The organism is Sphingomonas paeninsulae, assembly GCF_003660165.1.
In the GTDB taxonomy this organism is placed as follows: domain Bacteria; phylum Pseudomonadota; class Alphaproteobacteria; order Sphingomonadales; family Sphingomonadaceae; genus Sphingomonas_O; species Sphingomonas_O paeninsulae.
Window position 1 is genome coordinate 2,299,202 of sequence record NZ_CP032829.1, and the last position, 23,824, is coordinate 2,323,025.

General features: G+C 56.5%; 17 protein-coding genes, 1 tRNA gene and 1 pseudogene. 9 read left to right on the top strand and 10 right to left on the bottom strand.

Annotated elements, in window-relative coordinates:
* Window positions 1-32 precede the first annotated feature (32 nt).
* The 3 genes from D3Y57_RS16730 to D3Y57_RS16740 form a co-directional block, all read right to left on the bottom strand.
* Window positions 33-728: an autotransporter domain-containing protein gene (locus D3Y57_RS16730; protein ID WP_121154417.1), complete on the bottom strand. Its 696-nt coding sequence runs from the start codon at window positions 726-728 to the stop codon at window positions 33-35.
* Entirely contained in the window at window positions 674-4,363 is a 3,690-nt protein-coding gene (locus D3Y57_RS16735) for a beta strand repeat-containing protein (RefSeq protein WP_121154419.1), read from the bottom strand. Before D3Y57_RS16735 ends, D3Y57_RS16730 begins: the two co-directional genes overlap by 55 nt.
* Before the next feature lie 265 nt (window positions 4,364-4,628).
* The gene (locus tag D3Y57_RS16740; protein WP_121154421.1) at window positions 4,629-5,744 is read right to left on the bottom strand and encodes a DNA alkylation repair protein; all 1,116 of its coding nucleotides are present in this window, start codon (window positions 5,742-5,744) and stop codon (window positions 4,629-4,631) included.
* Between the two features lie 355 nt (window positions 5,745-6,099).
* On the opposite strand from D3Y57_RS16740, the gene D3Y57_RS16745 reads away from it, so the two are divergent.
* Both D3Y57_RS16745 and D3Y57_RS16755 read left to right on the top strand, forming a co-directional pair.
* Complete coding sequence (locus D3Y57_RS16745) at window positions 6,100-9,201, top strand: autotransporter outer membrane beta-barrel domain-containing protein (protein ID WP_162987169.1); 3,102 nt, start codon at window positions 6,100-6,102, stop codon at window positions 9,199-9,201.
* 429 nt (window positions 9,202-9,630) lie between these two features.
* Window positions 9,631-10,284: a Rossmann-fold NAD(P)-binding domain-containing protein gene (locus D3Y57_RS16755; RefSeq protein ID WP_121154427.1), complete on the top strand. Its 654-nt coding sequence runs from the start codon at window positions 9,631-9,633 to the stop codon at window positions 10,282-10,284.
* A gap of 505 nt (window positions 10,285-10,789) precedes the next feature.
* Here D3Y57_RS16755 and D3Y57_RS20255 read toward each other — a convergent pair.
* Window positions 10,790-11,302, bottom strand: coding sequence for a hypothetical protein (locus D3Y57_RS20255; protein ID WP_162987170.1), 513 nt, complete (start codon window positions 11,300-11,302; stop codon window positions 10,790-10,792).
* Between the two features lie 1,140 nt (window positions 11,303-12,442).
* On the opposite strand from D3Y57_RS20255, the pseudogene D3Y57_RS16770 reads away from it, so the two are divergent.
* From D3Y57_RS16770 to D3Y57_RS16805, 7 genes and pseudogenes are all read left to right on the top strand, one after another.
* Window positions 12,443-13,125, top strand: a pseudogene (locus tag D3Y57_RS16770) (recombinase family protein).
* Window positions 13,126-13,889: 764 nt separating this feature from the next.
* Window positions 13,890-14,126, top strand: coding sequence for a hypothetical protein (locus D3Y57_RS16775; RefSeq protein ID WP_162987171.1), 237 nt, complete (start codon window positions 13,890-13,892; stop codon window positions 14,124-14,126).
* A gap of 228 nt (window positions 14,127-14,354) precedes the next feature.
* A complete protein-coding gene (locus D3Y57_RS16780) occupies window positions 14,355-16,406 on the top strand; it encodes a hypothetical protein (RefSeq protein WP_121154435.1) in 2,052 nt (683 codons plus the stop codon).
* 45 nt (window positions 16,407-16,451) lie between these two features.
* Window positions 16,452-16,760 carry a helix-turn-helix domain-containing protein gene (locus D3Y57_RS16785; RefSeq protein WP_162987172.1) on the top strand — a complete coding sequence of 103 codons (309 nt, stop codon included), beginning with the start codon at window positions 16,452-16,454 and terminating at the stop codon, window positions 16,758-16,760.
* A gap of 132 nt (window positions 16,761-16,892) precedes the next feature.
* Window positions 16,893-17,213, top strand: coding sequence for a hypothetical protein (locus D3Y57_RS16790; RefSeq protein WP_121154439.1), 321 nt, complete (start codon window positions 16,893-16,895; stop codon window positions 17,211-17,213).
* A 47-nt stretch (window positions 17,214-17,260) separates the two neighbouring features.
* Window positions 17,261-17,776, top strand: a complete 516-nt coding sequence (locus D3Y57_RS16795; protein ID WP_162987173.1) for a hypothetical protein — start codon at window positions 17,261-17,263, stop codon at window positions 17,774-17,776.
* A gap of 549 nt (window positions 17,777-18,325) precedes the next feature.
* Window positions 18,326-18,901, top strand: a complete 576-nt coding sequence (locus D3Y57_RS16805; RefSeq protein ID WP_121154445.1) for a hypothetical protein — start codon at window positions 18,326-18,328, stop codon at window positions 18,899-18,901.
* 864 nt (window positions 18,902-19,765) lie between these two features.
* Here D3Y57_RS16805 and D3Y57_RS16815 read toward each other — a convergent pair.
* From D3Y57_RS16815 to D3Y57_RS16835, 6 genes are all read right to left on the bottom strand, one after another.
* Complete coding sequence (locus tag D3Y57_RS16815) at window positions 19,766-20,722, bottom strand: site-specific integrase (protein ID WP_121154449.1); 957 nt, start codon at window positions 20,720-20,722, stop codon at window positions 19,766-19,768.
* Window positions 20,722-21,288 (bottom strand): DUF6538 domain-containing protein, encoded by a 567-nt coding sequence (locus tag D3Y57_RS16820; RefSeq protein WP_162987174.1) that lies wholly within the window; start codon window positions 21,286-21,288, stop codon window positions 20,722-20,724. The genes D3Y57_RS16815 and D3Y57_RS16820 overlap by 1 nt, the downstream gene beginning before the upstream one ends.
* A 91-nt stretch (window positions 21,289-21,379) precedes the next feature.
* A tRNA-Thr gene (locus D3Y57_RS16825) sits at window positions 21,380-21,455 on the bottom strand.
* Window positions 21,456-21,482: 27 nt separating this feature from the next.
* The gene (locus D3Y57_RS21430; RefSeq protein WP_347400396.1) at window positions 21,483-21,929 is read right to left on the bottom strand and encodes a hypothetical protein; all 447 of its coding nucleotides are present in this window, start codon (window positions 21,927-21,929) and stop codon (window positions 21,483-21,485) included.
* Complete coding sequence (locus D3Y57_RS21435) at window positions 21,890-22,348, bottom strand: hypothetical protein (RefSeq protein ID WP_347400397.1); 459 nt, start codon at window positions 22,346-22,348, stop codon at window positions 21,890-21,892. The genes D3Y57_RS21430 and D3Y57_RS21435 overlap by 40 nt, the downstream gene beginning before the upstream one ends.
* A 4-nt stretch (window positions 22,349-22,352) precedes the next feature.
* Entirely contained in the window at window positions 22,353-23,666 is a 1,314-nt protein-coding gene (locus D3Y57_RS16835; RefSeq protein WP_121154453.1) for a replication-associated recombination protein A, read from the bottom strand.
* Between the last annotated feature and the right edge of the window lie 158 nt (window positions 23,667-23,824).

Below are 23,824 nucleotides of genomic sequence, written 5' to 3' on the forward strand. Positions count from 1 at the left end.
GGCCTCCGTCACATGGTTATTCGCTTCGATCATTAGAGCTTGATACGCAAACCGGCGCGCGCACCGCCACCCTTATAATCGTCGCCATAGTTGCCGAAGCCTTCGACAAATCCGGTAACGCCACTGGCGGAAACGATGTTGATGCCCAACTTGCCTTCGCCATAAGTGCCGATGCGATCGTTACGGTAGTTGAAGGTCGTGCTGTCCGACGTGAAGCTCAGGCCATCGCGACCCTTGAACTCGTGAACGGCATTCCCTGACAGATACACGACGGCTCGGCTGGTTCCCATGTCGAACGCCGAACCAATCCGCAGACCGACCTTACCACGCACACCGTCAAGCTTGTCGAAGTCGATCGATGCATTGTTAGCGACAGGCGAATTCAGGTCGGTACGAACGTACGAACCACTGACGAGCGGCTCGGCATAGAATGTATCCGAACCGAAGCGAACGCCGAGTTCACCCTGCGCACCATAGGATTCCCCATGATAGCGGCTGCTGAAGTTGGCGACAGGGCTGCGTGAATCGATCCAGTAATGGTCGTATTTGGCAAGCGCATTGGCAAACACCGTTCCCGATACGAAGCTCGCATACACGCCACCGTTGACGACGTCATAGCTGGTTCGGTCTGCCGAGTTCTGGAACGTCAGTGCCGAACTCACATAACCACTGGTCACACCGAACACGAACGCGCTTTCGCCTGAGGTGCCCCCCAGATCGATACCGATCTGGCCCCGAACGCGTCTTGCTTGTAGCTGGTGTCGACATTGCGGCTGACACCGAACGCCGTTCCCGACTGGCTGCTCTCACGCTTTTGCGCGCCGCCGTACATGATGCCCCATACACGCCCGCCATCAACGGCATTCTCAGGTCCGGCTCCCCATTTGGCGTCGCGCAGATCCGCTGTGTGCGAAGCCCATGCATCGGCCGATTTGTACCAGAGGTTCTGTGCACCTTCGTTGATCTTTACCGCGCGGAAGACAGTGTCACCCGGTGTTCCGACCAGTGCAAAGCTGGTGACCCCAGCGGCAGTCGATGTCGTGATCGCATAGTTGATGAAGCCGACATTTTGCGACTGGGCAGCGATGCCGAAGGCTGTAGCCGAGGACCCGGCACCACCGGTAGCAACGATCAGGGTGCCATTGGTTATGACGGCATTGTTGCTGTTGATGTTGTGCAGGACGACGGCCGTTGAACCAGTTGCCGCGCCTGTGACTACCAAACGGTCGCTGGTCGGTATCACGCCAGGCGCGATATCGACTGCAATCGTGCTGTTGCCGGTGCCGACGAACGCCCCCGGTATGACCAGCGTATCGCCGGTGTGGCCGTTTAGCAGGCTCACAGTGCCAGAGTTGTTGAACACTTCCAGGCCGGTGAAGGTGACCGTTCCCGGCACCGTCGTTCCTGGTACGACGTTCAGCGTACCACTGTTGTTGAACGTGTCGGTTCCAGCGCCGAAGTCCGAATTCACAGGCGCGTTGAAGACGCCCGAGTTGTTCACGACATCATTACCGGCGGTCAATGCGATGTGACCGTTGATCGTGCCCGTGCTCGAGTTGTTGACCGTGGCCGGACCGCCCGTTGCCAGAAGCGCAAGATTGCTTCCGTTGCCGAGCGTGCCGGAGTTGTTCACGGTGAGCGGACCCGCCGTTGATGTAACGGCAGCTCCCGTTGCGCCGCCCGTGATCGTGCCAGCGTTCGTCAGTGACGAGCTCGTGGTGCCGTCCAGGAACAGCGCATTTACGTTGCCCTTGATCGAACCCGATGCAGTGACGGTGGCAACGGTGGTGTGGCCCGTAAGGGCGACGACGGTATCGCCGGCCGGCGCAGTCACGGCACCGGTAATTGTTGCCGTTGCAGTACCTGGTGCGGTGACGACGAGGGCATGTTGCGTAGCAGTCCCTCCCGTTGCCGAGACATTGTTCACTATTGCCTTTGCATCGCCGACCGTGGCGATTGCGGTGATGGCATCGCCGGTCGTGGTTACTGGCGTCCCCGATGCCGAAACCGTTCCCGTCGCAGCGATGACCACATCGGCACCCTGCGCGTAGATTGCCGGAGCATCGGCACCAGACGTGCTTACGCTGGTTGCGTTGACCGTTGCCGTACCGGTGTCCGAGGTAGCCTTGATGCCGAATGCGTTGGCACCGGATGTCGAGATCGCACCTGTCGATACGATAACTGGGCCATTACCCGAATAGGCATAAACGCCGTCGGAGTTGTTGCCAGTGGTCTTAATTGTGTTCGTAGATACAGTCACCGCGTCCGTGTACGAAGAGGCAAAAACCCCATTAGCTTGTTCACCAGCGGTCGACAACGCGCCTGTTGTCACAACAATCGGGCTAGTGCCCGAATATGCGAAGACGCCGCTGGCATTATCGCCTGTGGTCGTAATCGCGCCGGTCGTGACCATTATTGGTCCATCGCCTGAACTTGCGCGAACGCCATTGGCGTTGTCACCAGTTGTTGAAATTGCGCCAGTTGAAACGGAGACTGCGCCAACATCGGTACGTGCATAAACGCCATTTGCGTTATCGCCGATTGTTGAAAGAGCACCCGTCGAGACTGTCACCGAGCCATCGTTGGACCGGGCATAAACTCCGCGAGCCTGTTCGCCAGTGGTCGATATCGCACCGGTTGTCACAACAATCGGGCCAGCATATGAATATGCGTGGACGCCATTGGCATTGTCGCCTGCGGTTTTGATTGCGCCTGTCGTGACAGTTATTGAACCATTACCTGAATTCGCGCGGACGCCATTGGCGTTGTCGCCTGCGGTCGTGATTTCCCCTGTCGTGACAGTGATTGGTCCATCACCTGAATATGCGTAGACGCCATTGGCATTGCCGCCTGCGGTTTTGATTTCCCCTGTCGTGACAGTTATTGAACCATTACCTGAATTCGCGTGGACGCCATTGGCGTTGTCGCCTGCGGTCGTGATTCCGCCTGTCGTTACAATTATTGGCCCATCACCTGAATTTGTGTAGTTGCCTGCGATCATGAAAAGCGTTGGACGAGCCTCTGAGTTTACGCGAATGCCATCGGCGTTGGAGCCGATTGTTGAAATATCACCCGTCGATACTGTCAGCGCGCCAGTGTCGGATCTGGCATAAACTCCGTAAGCCTGCCGACCAGTGGTCGATATCGCACCCGTTGTCACAACAATCGGTCCAGCACCTGCATATGCGCGGACGCCATTGGCGTCGTCACCTGCGGTTTTGATTTCGCCTGTCGTGACAGTTACTGAACCACCGTATGACCTTGCGCGAACGCCATCGGCGTTAGAACCAGCGGTTGATATTGCACCGGTCGAAACGGTGACCGCGTCACCATTGGAACTTGCAAAAACACCAGTTGCGGAGTCGCCGGTTGTTGAAATATCACCCGTCGAAACCGCCACTGTGCCAGTGTCAGATCTGGCATAAACCCCATAAGCCTGCCGACCAGTGGTCGATATCGCACCCGTTGTCACAACAATCGGTCCAGCACCTGCATATGCGCGGACGCCATAGGCGTTGTCACCTGCGGTTTTGATTGCGCCTGTCGTGACAGTTATTTGACCATCGTTTGAATATGCGCGAACGCCATCGGCGTTAGAACCAGCGGTTGATACTGCGCCGGTCGAAACGGTGACCGCGTCACCATTGGAACTTGCAAAAACACCCATTGCGGAGTCGCCGGTTGTTAAAATATCACCCGTCGAAACCGCCACTGTGCCAGTGTCGGATCTGGCATAAACCCCATAAGCCTGCCGACCAGTGGTCGATATCGCACCCGTTGTTACAACAATTGGGCCAGTGGCTGGATTTGCGTCGAAGGCGAGGGCGAAGTTTGGAGCTGGAACGGAAGCTGCAAAAACACCATGCGAGTCATCGCCACTTGTCGCAATTGTGCCTGTCGTTATGGAAATTGCACCATTGTCCGAGCGGGCATCAACCCCGTTTGAAGAGTCGCCTCTCGTCGTGATGGACCCCAACCCCGAAATATTAATAGCGGTGGTGGAGCCATTGGCGACGATGCCCGACTGGTTAAGGGCGTTCGTCGAGATTGTTCCGTTGTTTGTGATCGTGGTCGTGCCGCCACCGGTGACGGTGACACTGCCATTGGCGACAACGTCGGCCTCTGTGGTCAGTGAAAAATCACCGGCTGAATTGTAGCTGATACCCCCAGCATAAGGGTTTCCGGCGGCCGTGCACGTGACGGTTCCAGCGACAGGAGTGCCGCATACGTCAGCGGCGAAAGCTGGCGCGGTGCCCGCAACGGCGGCGGCAAGCGCCAGGCCGATCGAGCTGCCCTTCAATAACGATGAACGAATATTTTTGGCTGACTTGTTAACCGAATCATTACCACGAACAATAAACATCAAATTTCCCGAACCTGTACTTGTCCCCCCTGGACGGATGGTGCCGTACACTTACGATTATATAATACAATCCATTATTTTCATGTTCTGGCGGTGGAGACGATATTGTTGATCGTGATCAACCTGTCGATCATCTTTAACGCGCCCATCTATTCAGTGTGCGCTTGAGTTAGCGACCAAAATTAGGTGTCAAATTAGGCGTTTAATGCCCGAAGATCAGGTGCATCGTCGATGATCGGGTCGATTCTATCACGCCGATCCAGCCTTAGCTTGTCTGGTCGAAGACGATCTCAAAGCTGTCCCTCGCCACCGTCTGACCGTTGACGATCAACTCCACATCATGGTTGCCCGGATGATGGCGACGTGTGCTGAAATCGCGGATTGTTTGTCGGATGCAAAGTTTCACCGCGTTCTCGACTGTGAGGTCGAAGGTCTTGAGCTTGAACACTTTGGCTGCCGTCTTGTCGCCGGTGCGTGCATAATGAATGCGATAGTCTACCACCAGGCGCTGAACGTCGGTGGCCGTGGAGAGCAGATCGGCGCTGATCGCGATCGTGTCGCCAAGGCACACGATCGGCGGCTCGATCGAAAAGCGCTGTATTTCGACTGCGGCCCCATGCTCCACGCCGATCAACGCCAGCGCGCGCGGGTCGCCCTTCTTTATCAATGTACGCAGGGCATGGCGGATGATCCAGATCGTGCGGGGATCGTCTTTTGTCCATTGAGCAAGGCGATCTACCACCCAGTCGGGGCGATCCTTGGCGATATCGTTAAGATGGTTCGCGACCGATTTGCGGACATAGGCACTGGGATCGGCCTTAAGCGTTTCGAGGATCGGGGCCGCGAGCGTCGGATCCGCCTTGAGCGCCGGGACGCGTGGTGCCCACGGCAGCTTTGGCCGACTGCCCTCACTGGCGAGGCGGCGAACATGCTCGTCATCGCTGTCGCTCCACTTGACCATGACGGCGAGGGTCCGTTTCGCATTTTGAGAAAGGAACGGGCGGATTGCAAATTCGGCGGAGCCGAAACGGGTCAGATCGGCGAGCGCCTCCATTGACCGTTCGAAATCGCCAAGCCCATGCCGTGCGACGAACTCTGTGACGGCGATCGCCTGGAAACCATGAGTCAACTGGGGCGCCATGGTACGGATGATTTCGAGGGCGGAGGCATAGTCGACCGGTAATGCTGTTTTTAGCGCATCAGCGATATGGCGCACACGCGCCATGATCGAAAGCGTATCGAGCCCGGCGGTCGCGGCGTCGAGAAAGGCCGGGGCATTAAAATGTGATGTTGCTGCAGTTCCAGCACGAGCGATCGTCACCAGCGCCTGCGGACCGAGAATGTCTTTGAGAAGGGCAGGGGCGGCAGTTTCGTTCGTCATCGCTGATCATATCTCATTTCGCTTGATCCCGGTACTGGTCGACGGATCGAAAGACCGGGTAAATTTTCTATAATAACAACTTTGCAGCCGTCCCAATCCTTTGGACAGCATCCATACGCGCCTTCCTGAAGTTGATAACAATTCTGAAATTAAACCTTACTTCGAAACATTTTCAAAGAACTGTAAAATATAACGAAAATCTATTGTCATTTTATGGACAAAATCGTCTTATTTACAGGGTCTTATGGAGTATTTTCCGTAAATTGGTTCGATATGAGGCTAAATCCCTTCAATCGTTTCACTAAAATTAACACCCCAATGCGCTTTAAACGCGACAATTAACGGGGGTATTCTTGTGAATAATGTTTCTACAACGATGTTGGCGTCCAACTATCAATCAGGACTTTCGACTGAGAAAAAGCAAAAATTGCTCGGTCGCCATCTTTTGAAATCGGTTTCAGCGGCTGCGCTGACCATATTCACGCCTCATAGCGTATTGGCAGTGCCCGCCACCATCTTCACTGTTTCGACCAGTGGCGACGTGGCTCCCGGCACCTACGATGGGATTATCGTGGATAGTGGCGCGAATGCTACCAGCGCCGGTGGGGTGAACAGCACGACGACTGCTGCTTCCGCGGTCGGCCTGGAGGCAACCGGAGCTGGAACCACAGTCAATTTCGTCGGCAGCACCATCTCGACGAGCGATACCAACGGATCGACCGTCGATACCGTCGGCGCGTATGGCGTTTATGCCCATAATGGAGCCGCAGTCACTCTGACCAATGGCAGCGTCAGCACACTGGGCGCACAGGGGCAAGTCGAGCAGGACGCCAACGGCGCGCGCAGCTATGCGCTTTACGCCACCGGAGCAGGTTCGTCGATTTCGGCAACCGGAACTGCGGTGGAGACCAAGGGGCAGCGTTCTTATGGGGCCTACGCCACGCAGGGCGCTTCGGTCACTCTGAACGATCTTTCGATCGATACCAAAGGCTTCATGGCTTATGGCGTCTATGCTTCAGGTGCGGGTTCGACGGTTACTGCGACGAATGTCAACGTTACGACTGCTGGTTTTGCGGGTGACGCCGCATGGGCTTATGCTGGCGGCCACCTGATCCTCAATGGCGGCTCCTACACAGCCAACGGTCAGCAAAATCCCAATGACCCATTTGAATCGGCCAACGGTTTTGTTGCTGTTGGTGGCGTGAATGGCGTTGGCAATTCGATTATTGATGCGACCGGTGTCACCGTCGTGACGACGGGCGCGAACAGCGTCGGGGCTTTGACCGGAGGCGAAGTAGGCGACGATCATACGTCGGGCACCGTCAATCTGAACAACAGCAGCATCACGGTCAGCGGCATGAATTCCGTTGGTGCTCAGGTTAGTTACGGAAGCACGTTTACCACTTCCAACAACAGTTCGATCACTGCCACTCAAGGGGCTGGTGTTCACCTGATCGACAATGCGACGGTCACTCTTGACGGCACTACCGTGAAGGCCGGTCAGCAAAGCTTCGTGTCAGACCTTCAAACAGCGGGCCAGACGCAGACGCTTTCGCTCGGTGCCGGCACAGTCGCGACGGCAAATAATGGCACCCTGCTGCAGGTTAATCGTACCGAGGATGGTGCAGATGGCGTTGTAACCCTCAACCTTAACGCAGGCTCGAAGACAAGCGGCGATATTTTGGACGACGGCATCAAAACGACTGGCGGCACCGACGTGTTTCTCGCGGCCAATGCATCATGGTCCGGAGTTACGAGCGGCGTGCGCAACTTCACGGCCGAAGCGGGCGGAAGCCTGAAGTTTGAATCAGGCGCTCAAGTTTTGGGCGACCTGAGCGGCAACAGCACCGCGATTGCGTTTGGATCAGGCGGCACGACGATTGGTGGCAATGTTAACCTGGAAAACGGATCGACAACGACCGGTGGGACGAATGGTTCGGGGGCCGTCGACCAGCGTATCCGCGTGGCGGGAGATGTCTTCGTTGATGGTTCCTCCAAGCTTGGAGGCAACTGGCTTATCGGCGGTAGTGTAACCAATAACGGAACGCTCAACCCCGGTAACTCCATCGGCACTGTCACGGTGGGGGGCAACTATACCTTCGGCTCAGCTTCGAACTATCTGGTCGAGGTCAACGCCGCTGGTCAGTCCGATCTTCTGGCAGTCGCCGGCACAGCTGTGTTGGCCGGATCGGTTATGGTTCAGCCGCTCGGTGGTCAGCTCCTGAGTTCGCCTTATACGATCCTCACGGCTGCGGGTGGTTATACAGGAACCTTCACCGATCCCTCTGTCGTCAACGGCTACGCGTTCCTTACAGCTTCACTGGCCTATCTTCCGACGTCGGTGACTCTGACGCTAACCCGGAGCGGCCTTGCCTTCGCTTCGTTGGGCAAAACCCCCAATCAGGTAGCAGTTGGGCGCGCGCTGGACTCGCTGGGATTGAGCGGTTCTCTCGCAACGGCTCTGGCACTTGGAAGCACCGCCAACGCACAGCAGGCATTCGATCAACTGACGGGCGAAGTGCATGCGTCGCTCCGCACCGGTCTGATCGAAGATAGCCGACACATCCGCAATGCCATGAACGATCGCCTGAGCGCGGCGTTCGTGCCAACCATCGGTGGCGAAGATGGCCGCGGATTGGCGGTATGGGGAACCGGCTTCGGGTCATGGGGCGAACAGAACGGCAGCGGCAATGCCGGTCGCCTTGATCGCGATACCAAGGGCCTGCTCATCGGCGTGGACACCAGCTTCGGAGCTGCCGGACGCGTCGGCGTTCTGGGTGGTTATAGCGATGCCGACTATGATGTGAACGAGCGCGCCTCGTCCGCAGGCATCAAAAGCTACCACGTCGGCGCTTATGCCGGTTCGGAATTGGGAGGGTTTGGGCTTCGCGCTGGGGCTTCCTATAGCTGGAACCGCATAAAGACGTCGCGCGACGTGGCGTTCACTGGCTTCACCGACAGTTTGCGTGCCAAATATAACGGCGCAACGACTCAGGTGTTCGGTGACATCAGCCATGTCATCCCGGTCGGTCGCGGACAGGTTCAGCCCTTTGCCAACGTTGCCTATGTGCATTTGCACATGGACGATTTTGTCGAGCGGGGAGGTGCAGCGGCGCTCACTGGCGATCGTGAGAACAGCGATGTCACTTTCTCGACACTGGGCCTTCGCGCTTCGACCGGTCTGCCGTTCGGAGGTGCCGGGCTGACCGCTCACGGCATGGTCGGCTGGCGTCACGCTTTCAACGATCGCTTGCCAGTGAGCCGACTTGCCTTCGTGAGCGGCGGCACTGCCTTCGATATAGCGGGCGTTCCATTGAGCAAGGAAACTGCGGTTCTCGACCTTGGCCTCAATGCTGCGGTAGCTTCTGCGGCTTCAATTGGCGTCAGCTATTCAGGTCAAATCGGCAGCGGCGCGGTTGATAACGGCGTTAAGGCGAACGTCACAATCCGCTTCTAAGCTTTCTGCCCTACCCACTCACCGTTGTTTCAGCGGTGAGTGGGTAGGGAGCAGCTTACGATTTGGCAGCCAGAAAGATCGGAGATCGGGTTTTGCGGAAGCACTTACTCCTTGTCCCTTAAATCGCTTGGTAGCCGCAATCCTTTGCGCGCATACCGCGCCCGAGTGATATCAGCTCGCATATTTCTCTTCGTCGGAGTTTCGCAACTCCGAACGAGTAGCATTTCGTTGATATTGAACAACATTTTGTCCTCCCGCATTTCAGGCAGGCACTCAGGCGTGGCCTTTGGGTTACCGAACGACGTGATCGGGCGCATTGCTGCCTGACCGGTAATGGGCTTGGGCGATAAAGCTTCGACGTATAAGCCACTGTATCACTTCTGAACCCGGGTCTTATATCTCTACCGGCATGCTCCTAGATAGGCAGCGATGACAAAGATTCTCTTGGCAGGTGCTACAGGTATGGTCGGCACAGCGACGCTGAAGCTGTTGCTGGAGGACAGGCGTGTGACGCAGGTCGTTGCACCGACGCGGCGGCCGCTACGGCCGCACGCGAAGCTGCTGAACCCAATCGTGAATAGTACGGACCTGCCGTACGACGCCGACTGGTGGGCAATCGATAGCGCGATCTGTGCGCTGGGTACGACGCGTGCGAAGGCCGGATCGGCCGCAGCTTATCGCGCTATCGACCATGACTACGCACTCGCCATCGCAACGCAGGTCCGTAAGGGCGGCGCGAAGTGCTTTGCGCTAACCTCTTCCATGGGGGCGGATGCGCGATCGCGGTTTCGCTATACCCGCACTAAGGGCGAGCTTGAAGACGCCATTGGTCGCCTCGATTTCCCATCGCTGACGATTGTGCGCCCGGGTTTCCTCGGCGGAGAGCGCAGCGAGCCTCGGCTAATGGAGCAGATCATTGGCCCGCTGTTGCGTATCGCTGCCCCGATCCTTCCCGCAAGCGCCCGTATCAGTCCCGCATCGACCGTTGCCGCTCTATTGGTCGAAGCAGTGCTCCGGGAGAAGGCGGGCAGGCACGTTATCAATTCCACAGAGATAGCGTTCGCCGCCGAAGGTTGTTCCTGAGTGTTGGGCATCCTTATTATTGGGATGGCCCCGTTACCGACCATCTCGATGGTAACCGCTTTTTAAGCCGAGGCGAGCCGAAGGCTGACCGAATCCTAAGTGACATGCTCCGTTGGAAGCGTGTCGTGCCGGATAATCCCTGGCCCACTCGGTCGCGGTGGCAACAGTCGTCTGCGATGCCCGCGTCAAAGGACTGTGTGTGCCGATGGTCGGCCATGCCATGTTGTTGATCCAGATCGCGGGTCTCAACCTTTTGACCGGCCCAGCCCAACCCGCTCGCTTTCGCCTGCCCCAGACGCGTCACGGTGCACGGCGTGTTATCTGGAGCCTATGAGAGGTGCCCCATAGGGGGTGTGTCTTATAGCTAAGTGAGTGAATAATGGTGCCGGCTGCAAGGTTCGAACTCGCGACCTATAAACCATTGAAAACAAGCAATTAATTTTGAGGCACTGTTGCTATTGTACTAGCCGACTGTAACAGTTTCGCTAAGGTTCGCAAGGGCAGGTTAGAAAATACGTTCTTTGTAGTTTTCAATAAAATCTGAGCAGCCGGTCGCGCCATATAAGTTAATCTTTTCGGGATTGTCCGGCCCAGTATTGAAAAATTGGTTCATAGCCGTCGCAGGCCTGCCCTCCAATTGGACAGTATTGAACATATCGGTACCAATCGGCCCCGGATATGAGTTACTTTCAGCTTGCAATATCTCAGCAGCAATGCAGTATTTAGCCACAGTGGTAAGATACGGAATATCTGACCAACCGTTTACCAAGTCATCGATTGAGTTTTCAGAATGGATGGTGTCTCTAATACGGATCATGGCTGAGCGATGTTCATCAGTAACACCAGTAGAGCTTCTCGAAAGTGCGTTAAAAACCTCATTTGAACCTGAGGCAAAGTTTGCTAGTTCGCTGTTCAGTCTCATTTCAATGCGATCGGCGAGTTGCGAACCTATCGGCATATGTCCAGCAGGTGCTAATTCCGCGCTTGCCCCGGCCCCAATAACGAATACGGTTTTCACGCCCGTGTCTCACGACCGAAATACTTGCTTCGCCTAAAGTGTCTCACGCTAGCCCCCATGTGGGCCTGCTAACACAATGAATTGCTTCTACAACCGCATGTGTCTGGTCAAAGGCCCCATCTTTAGGCTTCCCAAACACAATGTAGGGTTCCTCCGTAACTTCATACCGCTCCCAGCCCCTTGTCAGATGCTCGACTAGATCATCCTCGACCCGGTTGGGGCTAACTCCCTTGGGCGACCATAGTTCTTTAAACCACCATCTAGGGGCGGTGCTGAGCCTGATCCTCAGGCGCATTTGGATGTCTGACAGTGGGACGGGCTTGCGGTTCGACATAAGGGATATTTGGAACGAAAAGGGAACAGTGTGCAATTGGCGCTTTGAACTTTCGCCCCCATCACATGGGCCGTGCGGCCTAACCGAATCGAAATTGCGACGAACCGAGTGATGAAGTTTGTATTTACGCCCTTGTATAGATTTCCAAATAGGCGACTATACGGAGCGGTTTCGGTCAGGGTTACTACTATAGATAGTGTCCCCGGACGGAGTAGCCTACTCGATCATCAACGGTCGGATTGGCGATTAGCGGAGAATTTGAGGAACGGGCTACCACTCGAAGCCCCTTCCAGAAGGGCCAAGAACCTACCTCAATTTCTCCGCTGTCGTATAAGTCGCAATAATGCGGCATCATGTCCATACGTTTTCTACACGCAGCGTTTGTGCGCATAGTACGCAAGGCTTCATTGGACAGCCTCAAAACACGCCTATCGTTTAGGTTTTCGCTGACGAACGCCGGGTCCGTTAAGTCTCGGAGCGGCTGGACAATGGCGTTTTGCTTACGACCTGAAAATGATAGAGATATGCGAGACGGCAACTCCGACAAATCCTGAGCGCCATTTACTCCGTAGAGGGGTGACCTGACCCCTTTGCCGGAAACGGAGGACTACCCCGCCCGTTGGCAATGGCTCGTAACTTGTAAGTTCCGCGCTATAGATCATAACATAGGTTGACAGCCTATTTTGGCCAGCTTATGAGCCGGGTTATCGCCAACCCCTAACTTGTGAGCCGCCATCATGTCCCATCGTATTGCCTACCTCCGCGTGTCCACCGGGGACCAAAGCATTGAAGCTCAGCGCAGCACCATGGGCGGGGAGTTCGATAAGACCTATGAGGACATCGGGGTTAGCGGCCTCATCATGGCAGCGGACCGCCCGGGCTTCGCTAAGCTATTGGAGCAGGTCCGCAGGGGGATACCGTTTGCGTCTATGCAGTGGACCGGCTGGGCCGTGACGCGCTTGATGTGCAGTCCACGGTTCGCCGGTTGATCGATGCTGGGGTAACAGTGGACATCCATGGCCTTGGCCTCATTGGCCGGGGGGCGGGGGAGATTGTCTTAGCGGTACTCGCTCAGGTCGCAGACATGGAACGCCGTAACATTGCCCAACGGACGGGCGATGGCAGGGCAAAGGCGCGTAGCTCATTGGCTGAGACAGGCAAGACGCATAGGGGCAAGGAAAGCCTTGGCCGTCCTAAGACTAATGACGGGGCAGCGGTCGCCGCATGGCGTGGTGAGCAAGGGGCCAGCATTAAAGACACCGCTGCCCACTTCAAGATTTCCCCAGCCAGTGTGAAGCGTTACTGTGCAGAGGCAGTTGAGAAACAAAAACAGCAGGCGGTGAGCGACAAAAAGCAGGCGAGTTTCGAGACATTTATGGTGCGTGACGAGCAACAGACACAGGCAGCTGAACAGTATTTGGCTCGACAGAGGGCTAAGTTTGAGTTTGCTCTGGAAGGGGGAGAGAAGCCCCCTCAGCTACTTCCCTAATAGCGCAGGTGGCTCATTAGATACGTTATGAGCCACCCAACACTCAGATTGGAATACTATTCAGCATTTTCAGTAGCTTACGTGCTATTTCACTTTGATACCGTAAACCCATAGGAACCATTTGTTCTATCGGTGCACACTACGACCGGCCAATGGCCTATATCAGCAGGGCTAGGCCCACATACACTCACAGGGTGCGCAAGCATCCATGATCCTCAGACGGCGCAAGCCAGAGGGACGTATCCCGCAAGGGGTATCGGGGATCACCGGACAAACTCTCACCCAGACTTCTCAACGACTAATCATCATGAGGTACAGGACGAGTGCGGCTACTAACTCATATCTATTTGAGGAGGGACCCGGACATCCTCTACCCACCTTCTAACCATACTATCATCATGATATAGTAGTATAGGATAGAGTAGATTATAACCTTGGTATAACAGGGGTATCCCCATTGTATCACAATTAAACAATTATCTCTCATTCGATTGGTTCAGCATGGCGTGGCCCTATGGCTTCCGCAAGATGCTGCCTGTTTGTGAACGGCGCATAAGCAATTAGCTCTTTACCGTGCTGAGCCATTCTAACGAGAGAAAAGATTATACTCGATGTATGACACTAAACCCTATCAGTGGGATGGGTATAGTATATCTTATAGTAGTAATGATCCTTATTTAATTACAGACAAATGATAATTGTTGCTTGACCGCAACAATTGGTATCGGCCATGGCTGCACTTCCACCAACGGAAGGCAAACACCATGACCCTTACACTTCGTCAGTCGGTTACTAACTACTTGGCCGTTTCAATGATCTCTGGGGATGCCTTCGGCAAAGCTGCGGTCAATGACCGTATGCTGTACACGGACCTGTGCAATGGCCGGGTTTTACGCTCCGCACTTCACGACCGCGTATTGCAGTACATGACCGACAACGAGCCAGCCGCCCCAGTCGTAAATCTATTTGCCAATGATGGCCCAATCTCTCAACTCAATTAGGAGCCGCATGGCTACCGGATACGATAACCGACAAGTTACACGGCAATCCTTTGCCTTTAATCCTACGGCCCCGTCGCAGAGCGCAACGCAAGCGACGGGTAGCCACAGGGGAGCCGAGATAGTCGGTGGGCAGTCCGAAGGGCGGGCCATTACCGCTGGCATGGAAAGCAACCCCGGGACCTAGCGACCGGGCTAGGCCAGTATTTCGGTCAGCTTGTCGAACCCTACGTGCAGCGTAAGCAGCAAGAGAAGTTCTTTGAGGGCTACACCAAGGCCCAGAGCGGCATTGCCCTTACCGAGATAAGCCACCCAGACAGCGTGACCTCCAAAGTGTTTGGTCCAAGCGGCTTCGCTCAGGGCGCTCAGTTCTACACGGCTCAAGCCGCTGTCAGTACGTGGCAGTCCACCCAGCTTACGGACATGGACACCTTGAAGCGGATGAACCCGCAGGAACTAGCGGCCCATGTCGCCAGCAGTTCGGGTAAGGCCATGACCGGGGACCCCTTCGCAGACCAACAGATACAAAAGGGCTTGCTGGAAGCATCCGCCCCATTGCTCAACACCATCGCCAAAGAGCGGTATGGATGGCAGCAGCAGGAAGCGGTGGACGCCCAGCATACGGCTGTCATGTCCGGGGGAGCCACCCTCCAAACCATTGCGGCCTCACAGGCGCGATTGGAAAGCGGAGGGACCGATGATGGCGTAGCCGCCTCTCAAGCGATGGCGTCCTTTAGCGGTATGCTTGGCCAGCCTCACGGCATGGACGATACGAATTATCACAAGTTCCTTGTCGGCACCGCCCGCGATCTAATGCAGTCCGGTAACGGCTATGCGATTGAGGTTATGCGGCGAAGCCCTGCCTATTCCCGGCTAAACCCGGATGAGGTGGACAAGCTGGACGAACAATATTTGAAGTTCGGCAATCGGGCTAATGGCCTTGCGGCTTCTACCCCAGCGTTTGTTGAGCGGCTGATCCGCCATGACATGCGGGTCCATGGTGGTGACGCCGTAGAGGGCAGCTTTACCAGCCCCTTGGAGGCAGCGGCGGACCTTGCGGCCATCAATGGGGACATCAAACGCAGCACGGGCTTTAATGTGGATGTCTTTGACGCCAAGGATGAACGTTCGGCTGGCATGACCGTCACTGACATGGCCATAGCCGCTTGGAACAAGAAGCGGGACCGGGCTTGGGAACAGGCTAACCGGGATGAGGAGCGCGCATACAAGCGCAATGAGGCGGACCGCGAGGAACACGCCAAGGCGCTAGTTGCGGTTACTGCATGGACAGCGGGCAACCCCGTCCAAGCCGTTATGGCTGGGGTGAACAAGGACTTGATCGAGGCTCAGGCCAATAACGATTGGGTCGGCGGGAACCTCACCAACATAGTGCGGACCTTCCAAGGCGGGTACGTCTCGGATGCGGTCAAGAACGCTGCCCGGGCAGGGGTCGAAGCCTCAGCCGGGGAACAGTACAGCAAAGACTTTGAACGGGTTTATCAGCAATGGCATGGCCTTTACGCTGCCAAACCCGCCGCCGCTCTTGCTTACTATGGCTCCTATCACGCGGTCATGCAGAAATATGACAGCTTAGTCCGTCAGCATACCGACCCCATTGTTGCGTTCTCCAAAACCTTTGGGGACGCTGCCCAGTATGGCACCGCTGATGTATCCCCAGAGCGGCGCAAGGAGGTGGTATCCAGCATGTCCGCTGTGCTTAGTTCCCAGCGCGGGTACTTCTTTGATGTGGGCGGGGTGGCGAACCTAGGCACCCTTGGCGAAAGCATCGTCAAGCGCGTGGCCCTAAGCCATGTTGCCACAGCCGGTAACAATTCCGGGCAGACGACTGAAACCCTGATGAAAGAGGCCGTTGGCGCTGCCAAGGCATCCGGGGAATACGAACGCTATGGGCAGTTTGCTTGGACCAATAAGGCTGGCACCGCTCCGCTTGGGCAGATGCTTGGCCTACAGGACCGGGACGCCGCAGCGGTGTTCACCAAGGTGTATAACGAGCATCTTGCCCAGCTTGGCATTGCTGCCAACACGGACCCCCAGACGCTCCTGCGCTACGACAACAATGGCCACCCGGCCATGGTCGCGGTCGTTGAAGGCAGGCGGGGCATCGAGCGCATGGCCATAACCTATGAACAACTGGCGACAGCGGCTCACGATTATGTGTCCAAGCGCACCGGCAGGCCATCGGACAGGGCGGACCCCAAGACCGCCAAATACCTCCGCAGCCATCCCCTAGACCGGGCTGTCTATAATTTACTCAACGACTAATCAACGGGGCAGCGATCGGGCTGCCCCTGCCTTAAGGATATGACCATGGCTTACGCGCTGACCGTGAAAACACTCGCTGAGAAGTGGGGATGCAGCATGTCATTCGTCTATTCGGAAATCGACAAGGGAAGGCTTACAGTGATGCGCCTTGGTCCCAAGCTAATCCGCATCCGTCCCGATGATGTCGAAGCCTACGAGGCGGCAGCATTGGTGACAGCCGACATTTTCCCGGAGCCGTTAGCCACCCCCCACACCATCGCGGGGAATGAGCGGGTACTGCAATGCCTGAAAGACATGCGGACCACGGCAAGGCTTTTACGCGCCGTTCGGGGAACTACGCCCAGCCCCACATAACCACGGGGGACATCTATATCCTTCATTGGAACGATATGACCTTGGCGACCCACGGGGCTGCCGGGATGAAACCCCTGTATTCCACAACCCGTCCGCGAGCTATTCGCGCGTGGCCCAGCCATAGGAAATGTCTTGGCGATCTACGAAATTGACGATGAAGTTTTGAACAGCGAAGCTGCCGCTGGATATTTTGAACGTGCGGACAAGCGGGCTCTCATGGGCCTCCGGGCAACATGCGAAATCCTGGGCCTTCCGCTCCCCGATTATGCCCTACGCAGGAAGCCCGGGCGGACCCCCGCTGGGGATGTCATGCGCGCATATGCGGTGGACCATCCTGTTCCCCGCCCCCTGACGCTGGCACCCCGCAAGGAGGACGCCATTCCAGAACGGATTGCAGCCGTTCGCGCCGCCAATGCTGCACGCCTCAACCGCGCCGCCACCCTCTCCGTTTAATTCCCCTTCCCCGTCTGAGCATCCCGCTCAGCTTACTAGGATCACTAATGAACACAGTTACCGCCTCCCCCGTCCGTGTGGCCCTTATGGCCGACGTGGCTGGGTTGAGGGCTTCCCGTGCTATTGCCGTCGATGATACCGCTACCTTCGCCCGTCTATCGGGTGCAGCCAAGGAAACCCTCCGGCTTGCCTCCGCTATAAGCTCCGCTCAGGATGCTTTGACGGCCTACGCCATTGCGGAAGCGCGGGCGGACTTGGACAAGCTCTTTAGTAAGTTTGGGGATATTACCGTCACGGTTACGACCCCAGCGGGTGAGCAACCTAACGCCATCCAATCCCGCTACACCATCGTCTATGATGCACGGGCCTACCACGCGAATACTCGCCAATCGGACTTTGCTAAACGTACGGTCAACGGCTTCGGGGCGCTGGACAGGGAGGCCATGGCTTACCTCGTCACACGCAAGCCCGAGGCTATCCCCTCCATCATCATGGACCTTGCCCCGGAAACCCGGAAGCAGCTTTTGATCGGTACTTTGCGGCAATGCGCCGGGGGCACCTAACAGGGCCGGTGGCAGCCTAATGACTGCCACCATTCACACCCTCAAGAGCCTCCGCCGCAACGCCCCACAGCAAGACTTGCACACTGAGGCGCTACGGCTCCCCGTCGCTCCACCATATAAGTTCCAGACGCCTTACAACCCGGCTGCCTATCCCAGTGATGCCCTAACGGCTTTGCGGGTACAGGCTGGGTCATTGGCGGATGCGGCGGTTGAGGAGGCCAAGTGGTCTGCAATCGGGCTTTGGCTGTCTTGCATTCCGGCCCCATCTCAACTGACAAACCCGTTAGAGGTAGCTCAGGCCACATACCGCTTTTGCCGGGAAGCGCGGCGCATGGCTGCCAATTGGCCGTCACTGTCAGGCCGTCCCTATTCATCCCTGTTGCACGGTTATTCGGCGGCCACGGTAGAGGCAGCTTGGGATGTCTGTGCTGAGACGTTGAAAGATTGGGAACGGTCCCGCAGCCCCCGGTTTGCTGGGGCTATCCGCCGCGTATCCAACTATCTCCGGTCCGTGTTTCCCACTAAGTCCGTATTGGCGGCGGTCCGGGTATGACCGCCTTGACCCATCGCCAGCGGGTGAAAATCAATGCTGCCCTCGCGATCATCCACGGCAATGGCCATGATGCCAGCGGGGTATCCAGACAGGCTAAAGCCTCCGCAGTTAACGGCGTGAGTTTGCAACAGGGATATGAGGCTGCGCTAAACAGCTTCATCCAAAGCAATCCGGCAATGGGCAATGAGATTGTCCGCACCATCGCGGTAATCGGTGCCAGCGACGATGCCACGGTTAACAGCTACCATCATGCCCTGACGGAATATAACGCTACGGGTAGCATTGTAGCAATGTCGGCGATGCTCCCCACAATGGCCCGTGATAGCGTGGCCCTCGCCATTCGAAATGGTGAAATCACGCAAGAGGATGTCGCAAACGGTGGCTTGGAAACCGCGCTGGGCTTCGCGCCCTCGGATGCCATGACCGCTGCCGCGATGACCCCGGCTGCGGCCCCCGCTCAGGCCGCTCAGGCTGCCCCCAGAGTCCGCAAGCGGCCCCGGTGGCACCTGCCCCCCGAATTGCCGGGCAGGCGTCCCCTGCCAACAATTACAACAAGACCGGGGAGGCGCTGAAATCATGGATTGGCCTTCCGCTGGCATACGTCGTCGCTCAGGAAGCCGCTGACCTCTGAAGTTGCACTGCTATTGCTGTTCTTGCTGTAGTGGCAATTTTTACAAACCACGGTCCGGGGCTGCACTATTGCAACAGACGGCCGCACTTGATGACCTTTTCAAACATACCTATCTAGTATCGGTCTAAAAGGTGCTTACTAAAACGGATAATTGCCCATGCATGTCGAAGGTGTTTCCATATATGACACGGAACATGTAGCCGGGCTATCCCCGGAATGTTCATTGGTCCTTGGGAACAGGCTCAACATGTAAGGGCCGCGTTCGCAATCGTTACTCCCGATGGCTCAACTCCCATAAACGTGCGGGTTAGTCGTACTACGGTCTTCAATCATGGGGGCGATGGTTTGCGAATTGTTGATACGGGGCACAACATCGACGTAAGTAGTTTTCATGCTATTGGTAATGCAGGGGATGGGATTGTAGTGGACAAACCCGCAGTGATGGAACGGTCAAGTGGGCCAAACCGCAAGGAGCGACGCACTGCCTTGGCCAAAGCCCGTAAAAATAAAGGATAATTGGGTGGTTGTACGGATTAACAATTCCGATACGTCTCACAACGGACGCGATGGCGTTAATGTTGACCTATCATCCGATACTGAAATTAATAATCATCATTCTTACGGCAACGGGCGGGACGGCATACACTTACATGAGGGTAAGAACCAGCTACCAAAAGGTAGACGGCGCTCGGGATGGGTTCCAGAGATTTTGTCTGGTCTTTTCGTTCAAGCAGTTGGGGGCGTGCTTGCTGTTCTCATTGTTGGTTATCTAGTCGCCAAACACTATTGGCCTATATAGTTTCTCTTAAAAACCTTGCCTGCCCTCAGTCCCGTCAACAGCAAAGCAGGGCATCTTGTCGATTGCCTCGGCCATGGCCTTGATAGGTACGCTGCCGTAGGTCTGCCCGACAGATTTAGGGGCATGACCTGTGATTGCGTCCGATGTCCGTTCTAGCATGTTGGATGCAATTGCCTGTGTCTTGAACAGATGCCGCCAGCCATGATTAGGTTTCACGGCGCGGTCGGTAATGCCGACCTCAGTACGGACCCAAGTGGCCAGCCTCTCTCCTACCTTTTTGAAGTGCCGGTTATCGGTGGACTGTACCCGCTGGCGGGCGGGATCATAAAATAACGGCCCGTCCTTTTCAGCTATCGCAAGAAACCCCTGCTTGATCAAGTGAGGGTGAATAGGCACGATCCTAGCGTTTCCATCCTTAACCGTCCCAGCCTCCGGAGTTATTCTTATGGCCCAAATACCGTCTATCTGTGTCACGTCTTGCCCGCGAAGCTGGCTCATTTCACCTACTCGGGCACCCGTGTAGGCGCACAACCAAGGTATCCAGCGCCGGGCTAATTTGTTCTGTTCGCTCAGCCGGGTAGCCGATGGCAGTAGGCTGGCTGTCAAAATAGCCTTGGCCTCCGCTGCCGTGAAATCCGAGTTTCTAAGATTAGGCTTTCTCGGGACGCGAACTACAACGGAGTTGGCCACGTTGTTGGGTATCAATCGTTCTTCTTTTGCCCAGCGCAGGATCGAGCTAAGTATGCCGATACGCTTCTTGACCGTCTGGGGGTCACGAAGTCTGCCCCTGTTGGTCGTCTCAGCAGCTAGAGCGTTCCGCCAATCCCGGACATTATCCTCAGTCACGCGGGCCGCGTCGTCATGGCCCAGGAATGTCTTGAAATCTTTCACGCTGGCGTGGCCTTCCGTCGCAACAACGGCCTTCAAACCCTGAGCTTTTGCGTAGGCATCATAGATTGCCATCAAGGATACGGCCTTGACGGCTGGGCTTTGGGGTCGGGGGCTGTGGGAGCATCGCTGGCAGCGTTCTTCCACAATTCCGCTGTCTCTGCCCGCAAAACTCTGAGCGCGTCCTCCACGAGTCGCCTAGAGTAGATTTCGTCGTCCCGTATGAACTTCATAGCCCGAAGCTCCGGGGACATTTGCTCGGTGGAGCCCGATAGCCGTCCTTCTAGAAACGCGATCATTGGCTCCAATTTTTCGCGCTTGTCCTCACGGCGGGAGTTGTCCGCATCCAGTTGGGCAATCCCGTTTAGCTCCCGCTCAGTGATCCAATCCGCTGGATTGCTGATGCGGGGAGCGGGGGCGGGGGCGTGAACGATCGACCGCGCCTCGGCAAAGACGCGATCTGTTTCGATCGTATGGGCCGGGATTAACCGCTTGGCTGTCTCGCGGTCCTTGGTTTTCAGAGATATTTTGAACTCCGACCTTGGGTTGCCATTGGCCGTAAGCAACTTGCCCCGAATATCATCAGGCACGGAGCGGCGGAAATAGTAGGTTGCGCCGACTTGATCTAGATAGGTGCACATGGTCATTCCCCTGTTACGATTGTAACAGTCACCCGTCAAAAAAGCCCTGTTTTCTGGGAGTTTCCGCCCTTTGTAGAGGGTTAGGAAGCTATGGTGCCGGCTGCAAGGTTCGAACTCGCGACCCCCTGATTACAAATCAGGTGCTCTACCAACTGAGCTAAGCCGGCGCACGACGTGCGTTGGCCTCCTTTGCGTCAGCGGACGCCGAACGTCCACCCCTCGGTTGCTGCAACCGCATTTAAACCTGGTGGATTCCACAATTTCGGGTCTTCTGCGACGGCTCGGAGCCATGCGGAGGTCAGAATCGCGTCAGTTGCGTGGTCTGTATAGCGTGTAAGCGGCTCGTGTGGTTCGCTTCCGATGTTGATCAATGCCGAATCGAGCGAAGCCGCATCGCGCATTTTCGTGCGCCCTTTCGGCAGGCCAGCGGCAATCGCGGCCACGCTGGTATAAATCTCCGCTATGACCGATCCAGTTGCAGGAACAGGGTCGAAGGGCCAGATGGGGAAGCGGGTGCCCAGCCTGTGGAGCATTCGCATCCCGGTCAGGCTGGACTTCCCAACCTGCGCGGCTCCCACCAGATTGAAGTTGCTATAGGGGTTCAGTCCCTGTTCGCGTTGTGCGATTTCAGCCTTGCGCAACCGTCCGGACGTTCCTGAAAACAGATCACCGGTTCGTCCCCGTGAGGACGAAAATGCCGTGATGCCTCTGTATGATCAACGAAGGTTGATGCACCCAGATTGCCATCACTGGCCGCAATCCGATCGACCATTGCCCAAAGCGAACGTGCGTCGGGTGGACTTTCGTCCCAGCCCGGAAAATAGGCGCCGCAGTCTGCAAACGCGAACGCTGCGCTCAGGTCCAGGCCGACGAGAGTGTTGCCCGGCAATTCGTTTATCAGCCAATCTAGGACGTCTTCGCGCGACCAGATATGGGCCGGACGCAGCAGGACAGGGGCTGTGATGCCGTTCGAACAAATTGCGGCGGCAATGCCAGGCTGCCGTGCCCCAACTGCTCCCGACCAGTCGATCGCTACGTAATGCGCAAACCGAGGCTTCAATCTCTCATTGCTCACGCTCACTTCGCAGCCGGTCCCAATGGGCTATCCGTTCGGCGATCTTGGCCTCGAAACCGCGCGGGGAGGGGGTGTAATATTCCTGCGCGCTCAATCCGTCGGGCCAATAGTTCGCGCCTGAAAAGCCATCCACCGTATCCGGGTCGTACGCATAGCCTTTGCCATAACCCAACGTCTTCATCAGTTTTGTCGGCGCATTGACGATATTCATCGGCGGCATCAGCGACCCGGTATCCTTCGCACTTCGCCACGCCGCTTTCTGTGCTTGATATGCCGCATTCGATTTCGGCGCGGTTGCCAGATAGAGACAAGCCTGCACGATCGCCAGCTCACCCTCGGGCGAGCCTAGAAAGTCATAAGCATCCTTTGCAGCAAGACACTGGATCAGTGCTTGTGGATCGGCCAGTCCAACGTCCTCGCTGGCAAAGCGCACAAGGCGGCGCAGGACGTAAAGCGGTTCTTCGCCAGCCACCAGCATCCGCGCAAGATAGTAAAGCGCGGCTTGTGGATCGGACCCGCGCAACGATTTATGTAATGCCGAAATCAGGTTGTAATGCCCCTCGCGATCCTTGTCATAGATCGGCATCCGGCGGTGGAGCAGAGCCGAAAGTGCTGCCGGATCGAGTGGGTCGGCAATGTTCACCGAAAACAATGTTTCCGCCTGATTGAGCAGAAACCGCCCGTCGCCATCGGCGCTCGCGATCAATGCTGTGCGCGCGTCGGTAGTCAGGGGAATGGCGCGGTCCTCGACCTGTTCCGCCCGCCTTAGCAATTCCTCCAGCGCGGCAGCATCAAGCCGGTGCAGTACCAGCACCTGTGCGCGGCTGAGCAAAGCGGCGTTTAGCTCGAAGCTGGGGTTCTCGGTCGTAGCACCGACCAATGTAATTGTGCCGTCCTCGACGTAGGGCAGGAAACCGTCCTGTTGCGCGCGATTGAACCGGTGGATCTCGTCAACGAACAGCAACGTGCGCTGCCCAAGTCTTGCGGCATCCTTCGCGCCAGCAAAGACGCGTTTCAGGTCTGCAACGCCTGAAAAGACGGCAGAAATACTTTCGAACCGCAATCCGACCGCATCGGCTAACAGCCGCGCGATCGTCGTTTTGCCAGTGCCCGGCGGCCCCCACAGAATCATCGATGCCAGCTTGCCGGCGGTAACCATCCTGCCAATCGCGCCATCGGGGCCGGTCAGATGATCCTGCCCAACGACTTCGCCGAGGTTCGTCGGGCGCAACCGGTCTGCAAGGGGGCCGCCGCCTGTGTCTGCGTCTTTGGTCGGAATCTCGGATGCGAACAGGTCAGTCATCGCCCCAAGATAGGGTGTCTACGAAAAAATCCCACTGGCCTCTTGCAACAATCAAGATATATCTTAGATATGGTTTGTGATTACAGAAAAGGAATCAAAATTGTTTCACATACATAAAGAGCGCGGCCATCATGGCGCGCATGGACGTTTTGCCATTT

Excerpts from the sequence above, each read along its gene's own strand:
- D3Y57_RS16735 (WP_121154419.1), bottom strand. The coding sequence starts at position 4,363 with ATGTTTATTGTTCGTGGTAATGATTCGGTTAACAAGTCAGCCAAAAAT.
- D3Y57_RS16740 (WP_121154421.1), bottom strand. The coding sequence starts at position 5,744 with ATGACGAACGAAACTGCCGCCCCTGCCCTTCTCAAAGACATTCTCGGT.
- D3Y57_RS16755 (WP_121154427.1), top strand. The coding sequence starts at position 9,631 with ATGACAAAGATTCTCTTGGCAGGTGCTACAGGTATGGTCGGCACAGCG.
- D3Y57_RS16775 (WP_162987171.1), top strand. The coding sequence starts at position 13,890 with ATGACCCTTACACTTCGTCAGTCGGTTACTAACTACTTGGCCGTTTCA.
- D3Y57_RS16785 (WP_162987172.1), top strand. The coding sequence starts at position 16,452 with ATGGCTTACGCGCTGACCGTGAAAACACTCGCTGAGAAGTGGGGATGC.
- D3Y57_RS16795 (WP_162987173.1), top strand. The coding sequence starts at position 17,261 with ATGAACACAGTTACCGCCTCCCCCGTCCGTGTGGCCCTTATGGCCGAC.
- D3Y57_RS16805 (WP_121154445.1), top strand. The coding sequence starts at position 18,326 with ATGACCGCCTTGACCCATCGCCAGCGGGTGAAAATCAATGCTGCCCTC.
- D3Y57_RS16815 (WP_121154449.1), bottom strand. The coding sequence starts at position 20,722 with ATGGCAATCTATGATGCCTACGCAAAAGCTCAGGGTTTGAAGGCCGTT.
- D3Y57_RS16820 (WP_162987174.1), bottom strand. The coding sequence starts at position 21,288 with ATGTGCACCTATCTAGATCAAGTCGGCGCAACCTACTATTTCCGCCGC.
- D3Y57_RS16835 (WP_121154453.1), bottom strand. The coding sequence starts at position 23,666 with ATGACTGACCTGTTCGCATCCGAGATTCCGACCAAAGACGCAGACACA.